Source organism: Gilliamella sp. ESL0232 (genome assembly GCF_013346885.1).
Lineage (GTDB): Bacteria > Pseudomonadota > Gammaproteobacteria > Enterobacterales > Orbaceae > Gilliamella > Gilliamella bombi.
Window position 1 is genome coordinate 72,551 of record NZ_JAAEDW010000010.1, and the last position, 17,217, is coordinate 89,767.

Genomic DNA, 17,217 nt, shown 5'->3' on the forward strand with positions numbered 1-17,217 from the left:
TAGAGTTGCTATAAACTTTGTAGCCTCTTTGTATATATTTTGTAACGGGAAAAAAATTATCTGTATAATGAGGTATCTCTAGGTACAAGCTACAGTAATCGAGAACAGATAATGAGTGAACGTATATTAATCATTGAAGATGATCAGCGCTTAGCTAATTTAATTCAAGTTTATCTAATTCGGCAAGGATATCTTGTTGAATGGCATAATAGTGGAGAAGGGGCAGAAGAAAAGATTCAACAACTTAATCCCGATCTAGTTATTTTAGATGTAATGTTACCTGTAAAAACAGGTTTTGATATTTGTCGAGATATTCGTACATGGTTTAGTAATTTTATACTGATCATGACAGCAAGTGAAGATAATATTGATGAAATTGTTGGGCTTGAATTGGGAGCGGATGATTATTTAGCAAAACCAGTTGAACCCAGATTATTACTAGCGCGAATACGAGCTTTATTACGACGGAAACAGATAGAAACCGACAAAGACAATACGAAAGAGTTTGTTTTACCACAGAATAATAAAACTTTAATATTTGATAATCTAGTCATAGACGGTGAAAACCGAAAAGTACTCTTGCACGAGCAAGAAATTGATTTAACCACAGCCGAATTCGATCTGCTATGGTTGCTTGCTTATAATGCGGGAACTATTCTTTCTCGAGATGATATTTTTTCTCAAGTAAGAGGGATCGATTTTGATGGTAGCGATCGTTCTATTGATGCTCGTGTTTCAAGACTTCGTCGTAAATTACTCGATGATCCAGATAATCCGTCTCGCATAAAAACAGTGCGAGGAAAAGGCTACTTATTTATGCGAGAAGGAGAAAATCATTGAGTCAATTATTAGCCAAGCCGCTATTTTTTAATCGCCGTATTGTATTTTATCTAGTTATTTTACTTTTATTGCAAAGTATTATTGCTTATGGGGCTTTATTGGTTTTTGATTCATTACCTTCATCATTAACCGATATGCCAGATGATCATGTTGTATTTCGTGAATCTCAACGAGGTACAGTGAATCTGATTCGTATGCAAATTAAAGAACATAAAGATCGACCCCTTCAAGAAGTGGTTAATGAATTGCAACCTTATTTTGGCTACCCTATCGAAGTGTTACCAATTAACACACCGTTACCTGATACTGTGCTTAATGAGTTAAAAAAACTTGGTTTTTCTTATGATGGTGATAATGAGATTGTTTATATAGATTTAAAAGATGGCAATTTGCTTCAATTAGGCCCGATTGTAATGCGGGATATTTTGGCATCCAATACCATGTCCTTGACCATCTTTCTTGTTATTTGGGCTTTGTTTAGTGCTATTGTTTTTTTTATTTTAATTTATATGGCTTTTAGTGCCGTATGGAAGGATCTAGTTAATATCAGACAAACTGCCGAGCAGTTAGGGCAAGGTAATTTAAAAGCCCGAACCGAAAATGTTAAAGGTTGGTTATTTAAGCCGCTAGCAAATGTTTTAAATAATATGGGAACGCATATTGAACATCTAGTTGGTACCAATCAAACAATCTCTCATGCGATGGCTCATGAATTACGTACACCTCTTGCCCGTATGCGATTTGAACTTAGTATGCTTGAAGAGTCTACCGATGAAAAAGAGAGATTTTTGCTACAAAAAGGCATGAGTGATGATATTAATGAACTTGAGACATTAATCAATGCTAGTTTAAATTACTTTAAAATGCAGCAAAGCAATGTTGAATTAAACTTCACGAGGGTATCATTAAAACAGTGGAGTGAAAAAGTTTGCCAATCCTTAACATTATTTAAACCAAAAGGATTTGAACTAACTTGTAATAGCCAAGATGCATATGCAATGATTGATACTAATTTAGTTGAAACCATAGTTAAAAATTTGTTACTAAATGCTTTTAAGTATGCAGCACATAAAGCAGTTTTGAATATCACAAAACAAGAAAATCGAGTCATTCTTGAAATCGATGATGATGGTGTGGGCATTCCCTTTGATGCACGTGAAAAGATTTTTATGCCTTTTGCAAGACTTGATACGAGCCGAACTCGATCAACTGGAGGTTATGGACTCGGTTTAGCTTATGTAAAACTAATGGCAGAATTTCATAATGGTAAAGCCTTTGTTGTCACTAGCCCACTAGGTGGAGCAAGATTTGTGGTTTCATTGAAATCGGGTGATGAATAAAAATAATTAGTTGTATTTTTAGCGAAAACCGTCAGGTAGAGCTTTTATTTTATTTAATTTTTTATTTTTGTGTTTTTGCTAAAAAGATATGTTTTTTTGTTAAAAATAGCAGGGTTTAATCAAAGACTAATTTTGTCGATGGGAATCGTCTGTTTTCCATTTCAGAAATAAGAAAAATTTGTTATATTCGTTACATAATAAGCAATAATATAGCAAATATTCTCAATTTGTTATTAATAAATATATCACCAGAGGTTTTTTTATGAGCGGTTCATTACCGAGCGAAACAGATAATCGTCCATCTAATTTTATTCGCCAAATTATTGATGCTGATTTAGCAGCAGGAAAATATAAAACTACGCACACTCGCTTTCCACCAGAGCCTAATGGTTATTTACATATTGGTCATGCTAAATCAATATGTTTAAATTTTGGTATTGCGCAAGATTATAAAGGTAAATGTAATTTACGTTTTGACGATACTAATCCAGCTAAAGAAGATATAGAGTATGTTGAGTCGATTAAAGAAGATGTCCGTTGGTTAGGGTTTGAATGGGATGGCGGAATTTGTTACTCATCTGACTATTTCGACCAATTATATGAATATGCTATTGAGCTAATCAATAAAGGACTTGCTTATGTTGATGAGCTTTCAGCTGATGAAATCCGTGAATATCGAGGAACACTTACTCAGCCGGGTAAAAATAGCCCTTATCGTGATCGTAGCATCGATGAGAATTTAGCGCTTTTTACCCAAATGAAAGAGGGAAAATTTGCCGAAGGAAAAGCATGTCTGCGTGCTAAAATTGACATGGCATCACCATTTATTGTGATGCGAGATCCAGTGTTATATCGTATTAAATTTGCAGAACATCACCAAACAGGTAATAAATGGTGTATTTACCCAATGTACGATTTCACCCACTGTATTTCTGATGCGATCGAAAATATTACCCATTCACTTTGTACACTTGAATTCCAAGACAATCGCCGTTTATATGACTGGGTATTAGATAATATTACAATCGAGGCACGGCCTCATCAGTATGAATTTTCAAGATTAAATCTTGAATATGCGATTACTTCAAAACGTAAATTAAATTTACTTGTGTCAGAAAAGATTGTTGATGGTTGGGATGATCCGCGTATGCCGACTGTTTCAGGTTTACGTCGTCGTGGTTATACACCAGCTTCGATCCGTGAATTTTGCCGTCGAATTGGTGTGACAAAACAAGAAAATACCGTAGAAATGAGTACTCTTGAGTTTTGTATTCGCGAAGATCTTAACGAAAATGCGCCTCGTGCTATGGCGGTGCTTAATCCGGTTAAAGTTGTCATTGAAAACTTCTCGGATACTATTGATGAAGTGCTTAGTATGCCAAATCATCCAAATCGTCCTGAACTGGGTCATCGAGAAGTCACTTTCACTCGTGAAATCTATATTGATCGTGCGGATTTTCGAGAAGAAGCCAACAAAAATTACAAACGTTTAGTATTAGGTAAAGAAGTGCGATTGCGTAATGCCTATGTGATTCGAGCAGATCGAGTAGAAAAAGATGCCGAAGGTAATATTCAAACGATTTATTGTAGTTATGATCCAGCAACCTTAAATAAAAATCCTGAAGATGGTCGTAAAGTCAAAGGTGTAATTCATTGGGTTTCAGCTAAATTTGCAAAACCAGCCGAAATTCGCCTGTATGATCGTCTATTTAATACGCCAAACCCAGGTGCAGCAGAGGAATTTTTATCAACCATTAATCCTACTTCGTTAGTGATTAAGCAAGGTCTTGTTGAACCTAGTTTACAAAAAGCTCAGGCGGGGAAAGCTTATCAATTTGAACGAGAAGGTTATTTCTGTTTAGATAGCAAGTTTGCAACTGAAGATAAGCTAGTGTTTAACCGAACCGTAGGGTTAAGAGATAGCTGGAACGAAGCGTAATTTAATATGCTACAATTCGCCGGCTTAAGTCGGCGAATGTTTGTTACCACAATGACTTAAGCCAAAATCAAAGCCTTTTATTGTCTCTATCATCTTATCTAATTAAAAATTATCAGTATTTAGATGTGTGGTGCACTCAATGGAGTAAATTTCTATTAAGTGCTTATTTCTAGTCATTTTTATATTTTAGCTTTCATTTTTATGACTTTTTAACTTCGTTAAGTAATTTTAATGCAATAATAATTAATATGATAGCGCCAATAACTAAGCTAACCCAAATTAACCATTTAGGTAAAATTGAATCTCTTGTCGGATCATTATTTGCTTGGGATAATACTTTTTTACCTGCTAGTTTAATATTTTCACCAACAAAGGCTTGTGGCACATCAACTACAGATATTGAATCTGAAAGTAATGCTTTTTCACTTAACGATGCAGACGTTGCTTTTGCTGATCCCCAAGCTAAAATGAAGGGACCATTATTGGCGCTATTAAAAACAACACTCATGCGATTGCGGTAAGCTGTTAGTTGTGGTGCTTCATCAAAGCTTGCGTTGATGGCTTTAATTTTTACTTGTTTAATAATTAATCCAGCACTGATATGTTGGCTATGATCATTGCTATCTATGTTTCGAATAATATAGTCATCAAGTTTATGCCATGTTTTATCTTTGTCATCGGTTTTATAATAGATGCTAGTAGGTAAAACCATACGTGGGTTTTGTAGCTTAATTGATAACTCTCTAACTGGTTGAGGTGATGGTAACTGATAAGTTGCTTCTTGACCATCTGATGATGTTAGTTCGAAGTTAATTGGGAAAAGAGCTAATTTTGGTGTTTCTTTTCTTGAAGTAAATTCAATTTTTTTGACGTTAGGAACTGTGGATTGATCTGACTTTAATAATAAAATCCAATAGCGTGCTTTGTAATTAGTGTTTGTTGGTATATCAATTGTATTTACTCTAAGTGACTGATTACTATTGTTATCAGTCAAAGACATCATTGGAACATTATTGAGTGCAGTTTGCCAATTACTTAAATCTTGGCTATAAAGCAATTTAGCAATTGCTTGCCAATTTTGATTTTCAGCTACATCAAAATCAATGGATAAACGACTTATGGCTTGTTCTAACTTAACATTTTCGGGAATTTGCAATAAATACCTTGCGGTATAGTCACCTTGGCTATTTGCTTTATCGAGATAGATTTGAACATCTTTATTGTTGATATTGATATTATACTGTTCAATCGCCATTTTGCTTTGATCTTCATCTTTGTTTTCATTTAACGCGTAAATAGCCACTGGAAAAGTTTGATTATTATCACTTTGCTGATAAACATTGACTAATGCATAAGGTACAGGCTGACCTTTTTGGTTAAAAATGCGAATATCATCTAATGAACTTGATAATGTTTGTGTATAAACATCATGAGTCAGTTCTATTCTGCTATACATGCTAGTATCGTTGGAGATATCAATCATGGCACCATAGGCATACTGGTTAGTTTTGTCTATCGCTTGGCTAAATCCACTTATTAATAACAGCGAACTCAATAGAAATTTTTTCATAATTTTTTATCCATAATAATCAATGACATTCACGAATTTTTATTTATTGTTATATTAAACTGAATGATATTATCAGAATGATTTCTGAAAACGTCATTGTTAAACTTAAACCTATTTTTTATAGTGTATTTATTCATCAGTATCACCATTTTTTAACTTAGGCGGTAATGGTGCTAAATACCCAATTAACAGCATTAATAACGCAACACCAATAAAGGCAAATGCACGAAGTAATCCATCAAGCTCACGGATATCTACAAATATTAATTTAATAATAACGATCACTTGAATAAATTCACCGCTATACCATATTTTCCGAAGTGAATAACGGTGTCCAATAGTCACCAATATTACTGCAGTTAACATCCAAAGTAATGATGCAGTCATTTGGACAATATTATTGTGCCATAAAGAATTAGCTGTCCAAGATATGTCAAACATTTGGCTTAAGCAGCGTAAAACGATACTGTTTCCCCAGAAAAAGGTTAACACAATTAAAGGCACTAGAACCATATTAGGTAATGGTATTTTAAAGCTTGCAAGATTCATTATCCTGCTATTTAGTTGTAAATGGTTTATTGCAAGTTTTAACCAAACGCTAAACATCATTAAAGCAAAGATTGCACTTTCTTCAAGTGGATTAATGATAGGAACATAATTCCAATAAATGATTTGACCACTCATACCAAGCCCAACTATTAAATAAAATCCTAAATAGATAACAACAGGTAATAAACCTATCATCCAATAAGATTTAATTAATGATATTGTGGTCATAATTTGGCGTTTAATCAGTATATAAAATAGTAGAATAATGCTGCTAGCAATAGTTGCAGTTACACTCCATTTTATTACTTCGTATCCCCATGGTAATTGATTAAGTAAATGAGTAGATTCTCGTGTTATCCAGTATAAAATCATCCAAAATAAACTGATGTGTAACATATCAAATAAACGATAAGTATTTTGTTTATTTATTTTAAAACTACGATTTACAATACTGTTTGTGATAAGTGCCTTTCCAATATGTAAATAATAGTAAGCACTAACAAAGGCTATGATCCAAACCACGCTCCAAATGCCAGAGTTTAATAAATAGTAGGATTCGGCATAGCTTTTAAATAAAGCTAGTAATATCATTAGCCATAAGGTTAACCCAGAATAACAGAGCTGATGCCAATTGATTTTTTTCCCAACGATATACCATAGCCATGAAGAAAAAGTGAAGCATAATAAAATTGGTAATACTTTTGGTGTTGTATTGTCAATATGTAAATAAATACTTGATAAAATCCATATTACCCAAAATATAACAGCAACAGCGATAAACATCGTTTTAAGTAAATTATTTGTATTAATTCTACAACCATAGCAATGCCATAAACAGGCATTCACTAGCAAAATGGCACTTATAATACCAAGTAGTAGTGTAAGCGAGCTCGGATTTAATTGTTCATATTCGAAAGATATACAAGCTGAAACAATACCAAATAATGTAATTGCGACACCTAATAAAGCAGTACGATAATGTTTTTGCGAAAGCATAATCCAACTTAATGCTGTTCCTTCAAATAACCAAATTGTGGCAGTCCAATTGGCACTAAAGGCAAGTGGAATAGCCAACGTACTAAATGATAGACCAATGGCCAAGCCATAAAGCGAGATTTTTTTTGCTGAAGATTTCAATAAGCGCAGAATGAAATAAGAGCCAATAATATAAAACAGACCAAATGCCAATGATGAAAATGCAGGTCCAAATTCCCACTGATTGGTAATAGAATATTGTAATGCAAAACCGGATAACGGTGTGCCAAATAGTAAAATTAAATCAATAGCATTTTGATTATGTTCTTTATTAAAACTTCGAACCGAGAATAAAACAGCTAAAATACCATAAATTAACATATTGGCGATGATAAATATTTGGCATTCAATGTAAAACCCAGGGCGGAAATTACTCATTCCCCATAGTAGAGATATTACAAAGGTGAATAAAAATCCTAATAAATTAAGTATTCGCCAAGACTGCCAGATGCTAACAACTAAAATAGCACTGGAAATCATCAAATAATAACTAAATAAAGCAATATGATTGCCTGAACCATTGGATAGTAAAATCGGTGTCACATAACCGCCGATACAGGCTATAATTGCTAGACTCATAGCTCTTTGCAAAATGGAAAATAAAATGCTTGTTGAGCAAATAATTAACAAAATAGCAAACGTAATTAACATAGGTACAAGTTCGTATAACCTATAGGCGGCAAATATGGTCAGATATAAAATAGCAAAGGCACCGCCTTGTAATATTAAGGCGTAGATTTCTCGTTTATGTCTTAATTTCCAACCGATTCCTAACAAAACAAAACCTAATACTAAGGTTCCTAAGATTCTGATCTCAGGTGAAATATAATCATGTTCAATACTGTATTTAAATAGATAGGTTAGACCTAAAAATAAGATCACAATAGCAATTTTGGCAATTACATTGCCTTTAATTAACCAATTAAAAAAAATAAATAACGGATTGGGTCCAGTATTTGTAACTGGTCTGTATTGTGGGTTAAATGGATCTGCTGTTTGTAATGCAGCTTCATCAAGATTGATTTTTTCTTGTTCTGGAGTTTCTATCGCCAGAGATTCGCTAGCTAATGTTGGTAACTCTTCTTCCTGACTGAATTCTTGATATTGAGAATCGGGTTGTTCTACTGTTACTGAATCAAGTTGCATATTTTCTTGTAACAGGGCGGGTTCATTTTGCTCATTAAGTTGCAAAAGTCCATCGTTTAAATGGTTATTATTAGCTGCACAAGGTAAAGAAATTTCGGTTGGAGGCTCTATTTGAACAGCAATATCTGCTGTTTCTTCAGTAGTATTGCTATTTGAATATTCAAATTGCGAATTAGTATTATCGAGCTCAATATCCTCTTTTTCATCTGAATTTTCTTCTAACTCAGCCGAACTATTTTGTTGATAAAGTTGTTCTTTGAGTGATAAAAGGACCCCTTGTACCTCTGTTAACTGAATTCTTAACCGGACAATTTGATCTTTCAAACTAAAAAGATTAATAAATGCCACTATAATTATTACTACTGCGAAGAAGAAGAAATAAAAAAGAAATTCCATTCTAATTTTTCCTTATATTTTTTATTTCATGATTACTTATTTGTTTTTATAGTTAATTAAAATAATAAGTTAGTATTTTGCTGATGAACAGTAAATCAGTAATTAATCAATAAATCAATATGTTTGAATAAACTATCATTAGAGTAACTTGATAATAATTTGTTTTTTTATTTAAAATTTTAGTTAATTGAAATTTCTTTGCTAAAATTTAACAGTTAAATGAAATATAAAAGCTTTAGTACTAAATATCTTATAAATGCTTGATTTCACTAAAAACGCTTAAATAAAAATTTAATAAAATCAATGCTCTACCTGAATGATTTTAGAGTAAAAAGCTTTTCCATAACACAGCAAGGTCAATATACCTATCTTATTCCTGTATCAAAATATCCTAATCCTTACACTTAATTTATTTCACTTACCAAAATAGATCCAATTCTTGGTAAAAAATAATTTTCTATCATATTGATTTTGTTTTTCTTTTTTAGTTATTTCTTTTGGTTGAAAAACAGACTTTTTATCTATCTCTTGATTAACTGTATTTAATATAGCCACATCGTGCGCTTTCTTTTATAATATTGTCTTATTTCTTCTCTATTTTTAGCTTAAAAAGAGTAATTTTCATGAAAATTTTAGCTGGTTGCTCGGCCTTATCTGCATTTCGTATTAATAAAATATTATCTACTTGTTGTGAAAAATCTATTCCTGTTATCGATATTGAAGCCCAATATCTGCATTTTGTTGATTTGGTTGGCGAGTTGACGGCTGAACAACAGTTAACGTTAGATAAATTATTACAATACGGTCCAAAAAATGCACAAATCAATGTTAAACAAACGGCTAGTAAGCAACTCTTTTTAGTGGCGCCAAGAGTGGGAACGATTTCGCCTTGGTCATCAAAAGCAACTGATATTGTACATAATTGCGGTTTATCACAGATTCGCCGTATCGAGAGGGGGATTGCTTATTATGTGCAAGTAAGTTCAGAATTAACCGATTGGCAAAAAAACGATTTTATAGCATTAATTCATGATCGCATGATGGAAGCGGTCTTTAGCCATGTTGATCAAGCCGAGCAGTTATTTCATGTTGAATCACCTGCACCAGTTACAACCATTGATTTATTAGGTCAGGGGCGTGCGGCATTAGATGAGGCTAATCTTAAATTAGGTTTGGCGTTAGCATCTGATGAGATTGATTATTTAGTTGAGAACTTTAAAAAACTAAATCGTAATCCTACTGATATTGAGCTTTATATGTTTGCACAAGCCAATTCTGAGCATTGTCGTCACAAGATTTTTAATGCCGATTGGGTTATTGATGGGGTAAAGCAGCCTAAATCACTGTTTAAGATGATCAAAAATACTTTTGAACACACTCCTGATTATGTTTCGTCCGCTTATAAAGATAATGCCGCAGTGATGGATGGTTCAATCGTTGGGCGCTTTTTTGCGGATAATGAGAATAAAACCTACTGCTATCATCAAGAATATGCAGATATTTTAATGAAAGTTGAAACACATAATCATCCAACAGCTATATCACCTTGGCCGGGTGCGGCAACGGGCAGTGGAGGTGAGATTCGTGATGAAGGGGCAACTGGTCGAGGTGCTAAACCTAAAGCCGGTTTAGTAGGGTTTTCAGTTTCTAATTTACGTATTCCTAATTTTGAACAACCTTGGGAGCAAAATTTTGGTAAGCCTGATCGCATTGTGAGCGCCTTTGATATTATGATGGATGGCCCTTTAGGTGGTGCGGCGTTTAATAATGAATTTGGTCGTCCGGCTTTGTTAGGGTATTTCCGTACTTATGAAGAAAAGGTTAACAGCCATAATGGCGAGGAGCTTCGAGGTTATCATAAACCGATTATGTTAGCTGGTGGTATGGGTAATATTCGCCGTGAACATATCCAAAAAGGTGAGTTTCCAGCGGGCTCTAAACTGATTGTGTTAGGTGGCCCTGCTATGAATATTGGCTTAGGTGGTGGGGCGGCTTCGTCTATGGCGTCGGGTCAGTCTGATGCTGATTTGGATTTTGCTTCTGTTCAGCGTGATAATCCTGAAATGGAGCGCCGTTGTCAGGAAGTTATCGATCGCTGTTGGCAACTTGGTGAAGATAATCCTATCTTATTTATTCATGATGTTGGTGCTGGAGGTTTGTCTAATGCAATGCCTGAACTTGTTAGCGATGGTGGGTGTGGCGGTCAGTTTGAGCTTCGTAAAATACTTAACGATGAACCAGGTATGTCACCACTAGAAGTTTGGTGTAATGAATCGCAAGAGCGTTATGTGCTTGCGATTCATCCCGATAAATTGGCATTATTTGCTGAACTTTGTCAGCGTGAGCGTGCACCTTATGCGGTGATTGGTGAGGCGACCGTCAATAAGGCGGTTACCTTGCATGATGAGCATTTTAATAATCATCCTATCGATTTGCCATTAGATGTGCTACTTGGTAAAACGCCTAAAATGCAACGTGATGTTAAAACTTATCAAGCACATGGTGATAATTTTTCAACGTCTGAAATTAATTTATATGATGCGGTCAAACGTGTTCTACATTTGCCAACCGTTGCCGAAAAGACCTTTTTAATTACCATTGGCGATCGTTCAGTGACGGGTATGGTTGCTCGTGATCAAATGGTCGGACCTTGGCAAGTACCGGTTGCTGATTGTGCTGTGACTACTGCAAGTTTGGATAGTTATTATGGTGAGGCTATGTCAATCGGTGAGCGTGCGCCAGTTGCGTTACTTAATTTTGCTGCATCAGCAAGGCTTGCAGTTGGCGAGGCAATTACTAATATTGCCGCAACCAATATTGGTAATATCAAACGGATTAAGCTTTCAGCTAACTGGATGGCGGCGGCAGGACATCCGGGCGAAGATGCTGGGCTTTATGAGGCTGTTAAAGCTATTGGTGAAGAGCTATGCCCAGCTTTAGGGCTTGCGATTCCTGTTGGTAAAGATTCGATGTCCATGAAAACGACATGGCAACAAGATGGTGAGCAACAAACCATGACTTCACCATTATCATTGGTGATTTCAGCATTTGCCCGTGTTGAAGATGTGCGTAAAACAGTGACACCACAATTGCGTACTGATCAGGATAATACATTATTGTTGGTTGATTTATCGAAAGGCCATCAAGCACTAGGTGCCACCGCACTAGCCCAAGTGTATCGTCATTTAGGGCAAAAAACAGCGGATGTCCATGATCCTAAAGAGCTGCTTGCTTTTTATAATGCGATTCAGGCTTTAGTAAGCCAAAATGCTTTGCTTGCTTATCATGATCGTTCTGATGGTGGACTGTTTGTGACATTGGCTGAAATGGCTTTTGCTGGACATTGTGGTGTTGATGTAGATATTGCCTCGTTAGGCCATGATGTGATTGCTTCGTTATTTAATGAAGAATTAGGTGCGGTTATTCAAGTATCTAATAATCGTTTAGATGATGTGATGGCTTGCTTTAAGCAGTTTGGCTTATCTCATGCAGTTCATGTTCTTGGTAGTGCTAAAACTGGTCAACAAATTATTGTACGTGATAACTCGGCTACGGTATACAGTGAATCACGCTTAACCTTGAGAACATGGTGGGCGCAAACGACATGGCAAATGCAACGTTTACGTGATAATCCTCAATGTGCAGATCAAGAACATCAAGCTAAACAAAATGAAGATGATCCAGGATTAAATGTGCACCTAACTTTTGATCTGCAAGCCGATATTGCAGCACCTTATATTGCTAAAGGAACAAGACCAAAAGTCGCTGTTTTACGTGAGCAAGGCGTTAATTCACACGTTGAAATGGCGGCAGCATTTGATAGAGCTGGCTTTGAGGCAATCGATGTTCATATGACAGATTTACTTTCTGGTCGAATTACACTTAGTCAATTTAGTACACTGGTTGCTTGTGGTGGCTTCTCTTATGGTGATGTTTTAGGAGCAGGTGAAGGTTGGGCTAAATCTATTTTATTTAATGAAAAAGTGCGTGATGAATTTGAACAATTCTTCCATCGCAAAGATACTTTATCGTTAGGGGTTTGTAACGGTTGTCAGATGATGTCGAATCTTAAGGATCTAATTCCGGGAGCGGGTTTGTGGCCTCGTTTTGTTCGTAATTTGTCAGAACGTTTTGAAGCTCGTTTTAGTTTAGTGCAAATTCAATCAAGCCCGTCGTTGCTATTTACTGATATGGCTGGTTCGCATATGCCAATTGCTGTTTCACACGGGGAAGGACGTGTTGAAGTGGGTGATGATGTTCATTTAAGCCGTTTAGAAGCATCAGGATTAATTGCCGTACGTTATATTGACCATTTTGGCAAAGTAACGCAGCAATACCCTGCTAATCCAAATGGTTCGCCAAACGGTATTACTGCAGTGACATCTCAAGATGGACGGGCAACTATTATGATGCCACATCCAGAACGGGTATTTAGAACGGTAACTAATTCATGGCATCCTGATAACTGGGGTGAAGATAGCCCTTGGATGAGAATATTCCGTAATGCTCGTAAGCAATTAGGTTAAATAAAACAAAGATCGCCGATAATGGTGTCGGCGATATGTTTATTTATTGAGTAGTTTAAGTAGTAACTGAGTGCTTTTGTCTTTCGATAAGTGGCTGCGCTAAAATGTGATCCATTTTTCGTAATAGTGCGTCTGTTTCTTCCCAGTTAATACATGCGTCAGTCACAGATACGCCATATTTAAAGTTTTCTGGTGGTTGCTCGGAAGGCTGATTTCCTTCAAATAAGTTACTTTCAATCATTACACCAATAATCGAATTATTGCCTTTTTCTATTTGCTCGATAATGGAATTAGCAACAATAGGTTGATTTCGATAATCTTTATTTGAATTTGCATGGCTACAGTCAACCATTAAGTTAGGTAACAATCCTGCCTTTTTCATTTGTGTTTCGCACAATGCGACATTTTCAGCATCATAATTTGGTGTTTTACCGCCACGCAAAATAACATGGCCGTGTGGATTGCCTGTCGTTTGTAAAACCGTTACTTGTCCTTTTTGGTTAATTCCTACAAAACGATGAGGCATAGAGGCTGATTTCATGGCATTAATTGCAACATCTAAACTGCCATCAGTTCCATTTTTAAAACCAACAGGCATTGATAGGCCAGATGCCATTTCTCGATGCGTTTGTGATTCAGTAGTTCTTGCCCCGATTGCAGACCAACTAATTAAATCGCCAATGTACTGTGGTGTGTTGGGATCTAGTGCTTCAGTTGCAATAGGCAAGCCAATTTGAGTAATATCAAGCAGTAATTTACGGGCTTTTTTTAGTCCATGCTCAATATCAAATGAGCTATCCATGTGAGGATCGTTAATCATACCTTTCCAACCAACAGTGGTTCTTGGTTTTTCAAAATAAACACGCATGACAATAAATAAGTGATCCTTAACTTCGTCCGATAGTCTTTTTAATTTATGCGCATACTCAATTGCTGCAACAGGATCATGAATAGAGCAAGGACCACATACAATAAGCAAGCGGTGATCACGTCGCTCTAAAATATCCACAACAGTTTGGCGTGATAAGGCAATTTGGTTTTCTAAATCATGAGAAAGAGGGTAAAGCTGTTTGATTTCTTCTGGTGTGATTAACATATGTTCGTCTCGGATTCGAACATTATTTAAAGCATCTTTTAACATTTTATTTTCCTTGTTAAAATCATTTATATTTTTAAATGTAAAATAATAATTACATGTTCGGTTATTATGTAAACACAAAATTACACAATAGTAAATGAAATTTTTATTATTTATTCAATTATAATTTTTTTATCATTGTTAGTTAATTATGAATTTGGTTTAAAAAGTAAGTGTGATAACAATTCAAATAAATGTTGTAATAAAATATTTACATTTTATGGTTGTTTTTTGATGGCTATTTTATGTTGTCAACGCATAATATTCTGCTGATGATAAGGCGTTATTTGGGCTATGTATATTTATTGGAATATTTAATGATTACTTTGATATTAAGTGACATAGCTGAAAAATATTTATGTTCTGCTACTTTACCAGCTAACTTAGCCGCATGATTATATATTTTAGGCGATGTATTAGAACAAGCCAATTTTGTTGTTACCATTCTCCCATTAACCAAAAAAACTATTCAACTATTCACAAAAGAAAAATTAGCTTTAATGAAGCCTTCGGCAATACTTATTAATGATGCCTGTGAAAAATTGTTGATCAACAAGCACCGCTTGAAGTACTAAAAATAAAACGAGCAAAGCCACAGGACTTGATGCGTTTGAAGTTGAGCTACTACCTATCAATTCTCCTTTTACGACAAACATTTAAAATGTTTTATTATCACCTCAAGTCGGCTCTACAACGGCTGAAATGCGATATGTGAAGGCAAAAATATGCTGTTGATAATGTGCAGCATTAAAAGATGAAAAATTTGCTGATAGCTAGACCAACCTTGAAGCTGACTAACTTGTATTCCATTTTAAATTCACCTATAATGCCCTAATATTGTTTTTAGTTACAATTCACAATTGGGGCTGATTCTGGATTCGACGGGATTTGCGAAACCCAAGGTGCATGCCGAGGTGCGGTAGGCCTCGTAAATAAACCGCAAAAAAATAGTCGCAAACGACGAAAACTACGCACTAGCAGCTTAATAACCTGTATAGAGCCTTCTCTCCCTAGCCTCCGCTCGTAGGACGGGGATAAAGAGGAGTCAAACCCAAACGAGATCGTGTGGAAGCCTTGCTTGGGGTGGAAGCATTAAACCTAATCAAGCTAGTCTATCAGTAGCGTGTTTGTTCGCAGCGGGTAGATGAAATTCAAAAACAAACTACGCATGTAGTACCGAGGATGTAGAGATTTCGGACGCGGGTTCAACTCCCGCCAGCTCCACCACTATATTGTTTATTATAATTCAATTCTTTTATAATATTTTTATGCTTTTGGCTAACTGTGCTTCCATTTGTCTCAATTTTTGTTTGTCTATTTTATATGTACCTTATTTTTACTCATTAGAGTTGTTCAAAATAGGCAAATACACAAACTTATTTGTGGGTTTTGTCAAGATCATCAAAATAAAAAAATGAAAAAAAGACTGAATTACTTAAAAAGAGGATCTAAATTCTAAAAAAGGTTACTTTTACTCTGCCAGTCAGAAATAACAAAGTACGGGTTTATCAAAAAACAAGACGAATTCTAAACAATGGCTATCTATGTTATTTTTTGGGCTTTGATTGGGGTTATTTTTAAATGCTTGCTTGATACGTTAAAAAGAGAATGGGTATATCCTCTTTTATTGTTGGAATAAAACTAATTAGCTGTGTCAGAAAACTTAACTACTACATTAGGGAGGCACAAATTCCCTCCCAAATCATACTGCTATTTATTTCATCAAATGGCTAAAAAGTTTGCTAACTTCTTCGTAATCATCTTATTTCACAAATCAAATCGCCCCAACAATACGATGCGGTATATACGGCTCTTCTAAATAAGCAATATCATCTTCCGATAACAAAACCTTAATAGCTCCAACTGCATCATCAAGATATTTAGTTTTAGTCGCTCCAATAATTGGTGCTGTCACTCCTTTAGCAAATTGCCACGCTAGTGCTATTTGTGTCATGGTTACCCCATATTTTTCGGCAAGTTCATTAACCTTTTGTACAATGCTGGTATCGGCTTTTTGCGTGCTGTCATATTTAGACTTGGCGACTTGGTCGGTTTGGCTGCGTAAGGTGTCGGCTTGCCACTCTAAACGAGCAAGTCTGCCTGCGGCTAAAGGGCTATAGGGTGTTAAAGAGACATTAAATTGTTGGCAGATAGGAATAAGCTCACGTTCGTTTTCACGATATAGTAAATTGTAGTGATTTTGCATAGAAATAAAAGGTGTCCAACCATTTTGCTTTGCCACAAGTTGCATGTTATAAAATTGGTATCCATACATAGCCGAAGCTCCTAAAGCTCTGACTTTTCCTGCCTTGACAAGATTGTGTAAAGCTTGCATTGTTTCTTCCATTGGTGTTGTATCGTCAAAGCGATGAATGATGTATAAATCAACATAGTCAGTGCCAAGTCGTTTAAGCGATCCGTCTATTTCCCTTTCAATTGCGGTTTTTGATAGGTGTCCTTCGTTAAAATAGACTTTTGTTGCCAATATGACTTTGTCGCGAGCGATATTTTTTTTGATTGCCCGTCCTAAATATTCTTCGCTTGTACCGGCAGAATAAGTGTTGGCAGTGTCAATAAAATTAATTCCTAAATCTAGTGCATGTTTAATAATTGTTTCGCTTTGATCGGGATTAAGTGTCCATGCATGCATTTTACTGGCAGGATCACCAAAACTCATACATCCTAAACAAAGATGAGACACTTTAATCTCAGAGTTGCCAAGTTGTAAATATTCCATA

9 protein-coding genes and 1 other RNA gene are annotated in these 17,217 nt (G+C 35.4%); 6 read left to right on the forward strand and 4 right to left on the reverse strand.

Going from position 1 to position 17,217, the window contains the following annotated elements; translation table 11 throughout:
- The first annotated feature begins 111 nt into the window (after positions 1-111).
- From GYW75_RS10745 to glnS, 3 genes are all read left to right on the forward strand, one after another.
- Positions 112-840, forward strand: a complete 729-nt coding sequence (locus tag GYW75_RS10745; RefSeq protein WP_034914270.1) for a winged helix-turn-helix domain-containing protein — start codon at positions 112-114, stop codon at positions 838-840.
- Positions 837-2,180 carry an ATP-binding protein gene (locus tag GYW75_RS10750; RefSeq protein WP_174799347.1) on the forward strand — a complete coding sequence of 448 codons (1,344 nt, stop codon included), beginning with the start codon at positions 837-839 and terminating at the stop codon, positions 2,178-2,180. The genes GYW75_RS10745 and GYW75_RS10750 overlap by 4 nt, the downstream gene beginning before the upstream one ends.
- 262 nt (positions 2,181-2,442) lie before the next feature.
- Positions 2,443-4,119, forward strand: coding sequence for a glutamine--tRNA ligase (gene glnS, locus GYW75_RS10755; protein WP_174799348.1), 1,677 nt, complete (start codon positions 2,443-2,445; stop codon positions 4,117-4,119).
- A gap of 199 nt (positions 4,120-4,318) precedes the next feature.
- Here the strand turns inward: glnS and GYW75_RS10760 are convergent, their stop codons facing one another.
- Complete coding sequence (locus GYW75_RS10760) at positions 4,319-5,689, reverse strand: DUF3999 family protein (RefSeq protein ID WP_174799349.1); 1,371 nt, start codon at positions 5,687-5,689, stop codon at positions 4,319-4,321.
- Between the two features lie 129 nt (positions 5,690-5,818).
- The gene (locus GYW75_RS10765) at positions 5,819-8,815 is read right to left on the reverse strand and encodes a DUF2339 domain-containing protein (RefSeq protein ID WP_174799350.1); all 2,997 of its coding nucleotides are present in this window, start codon (positions 8,813-8,815) and stop codon (positions 5,819-5,821) included.
- 623 nt (positions 8,816-9,438) lie between these two features.
- Here GYW75_RS10765 and purL point away from each other — a divergent pair.
- The gene (purL, locus tag GYW75_RS10770) at positions 9,439-13,341 is read left to right on the forward strand and encodes a phosphoribosylformylglycinamidine synthase (RefSeq protein ID WP_174799351.1); all 3,903 of its coding nucleotides are present in this window, start codon (positions 9,439-9,441) and stop codon (positions 13,339-13,341) included.
- A 55-nt stretch (positions 13,342-13,396) separates the two neighbouring features.
- On the opposite strand, the gene GYW75_RS10775 is transcribed toward purL, so the two are convergent.
- Positions 13,397-14,482, reverse strand: coding sequence for a 3-deoxy-7-phosphoheptulonate synthase (locus tag GYW75_RS10775; RefSeq protein WP_174799352.1), 1,086 nt, complete (start codon positions 14,480-14,482; stop codon positions 13,397-13,399).
- 398 nt (positions 14,483-14,880) lie between these two features.
- On the opposite strand from GYW75_RS10775, the gene GYW75_RS12830 reads away from it, so the two are divergent.
- Positions 14,881-15,054 carry an NAD(P)-dependent oxidoreductase gene (locus tag GYW75_RS12830; protein ID WP_174799363.1) on the forward strand — a complete coding sequence of 58 codons (174 nt, stop codon included), beginning with the start codon at positions 14,881-14,883 and terminating at the stop codon, positions 15,052-15,054.
- A gap of 287 nt (positions 15,055-15,341) precedes the next feature.
- Positions 15,342-15,706: a transfer-messenger RNA gene (gene ssrA / locus GYW75_RS10785) on the forward strand.
- Between the two features lie 547 nt (positions 15,707-16,253).
- Here ssrA and GYW75_RS10790 read toward each other — a convergent pair.
- Positions 16,254-17,216, reverse strand: a complete 963-nt coding sequence (locus GYW75_RS10790; RefSeq protein WP_174799353.1) for an aldo/keto reductase — start codon at positions 17,214-17,216, stop codon at positions 16,254-16,256.
- Position 17,217 lies beyond the last annotated feature (1 nt).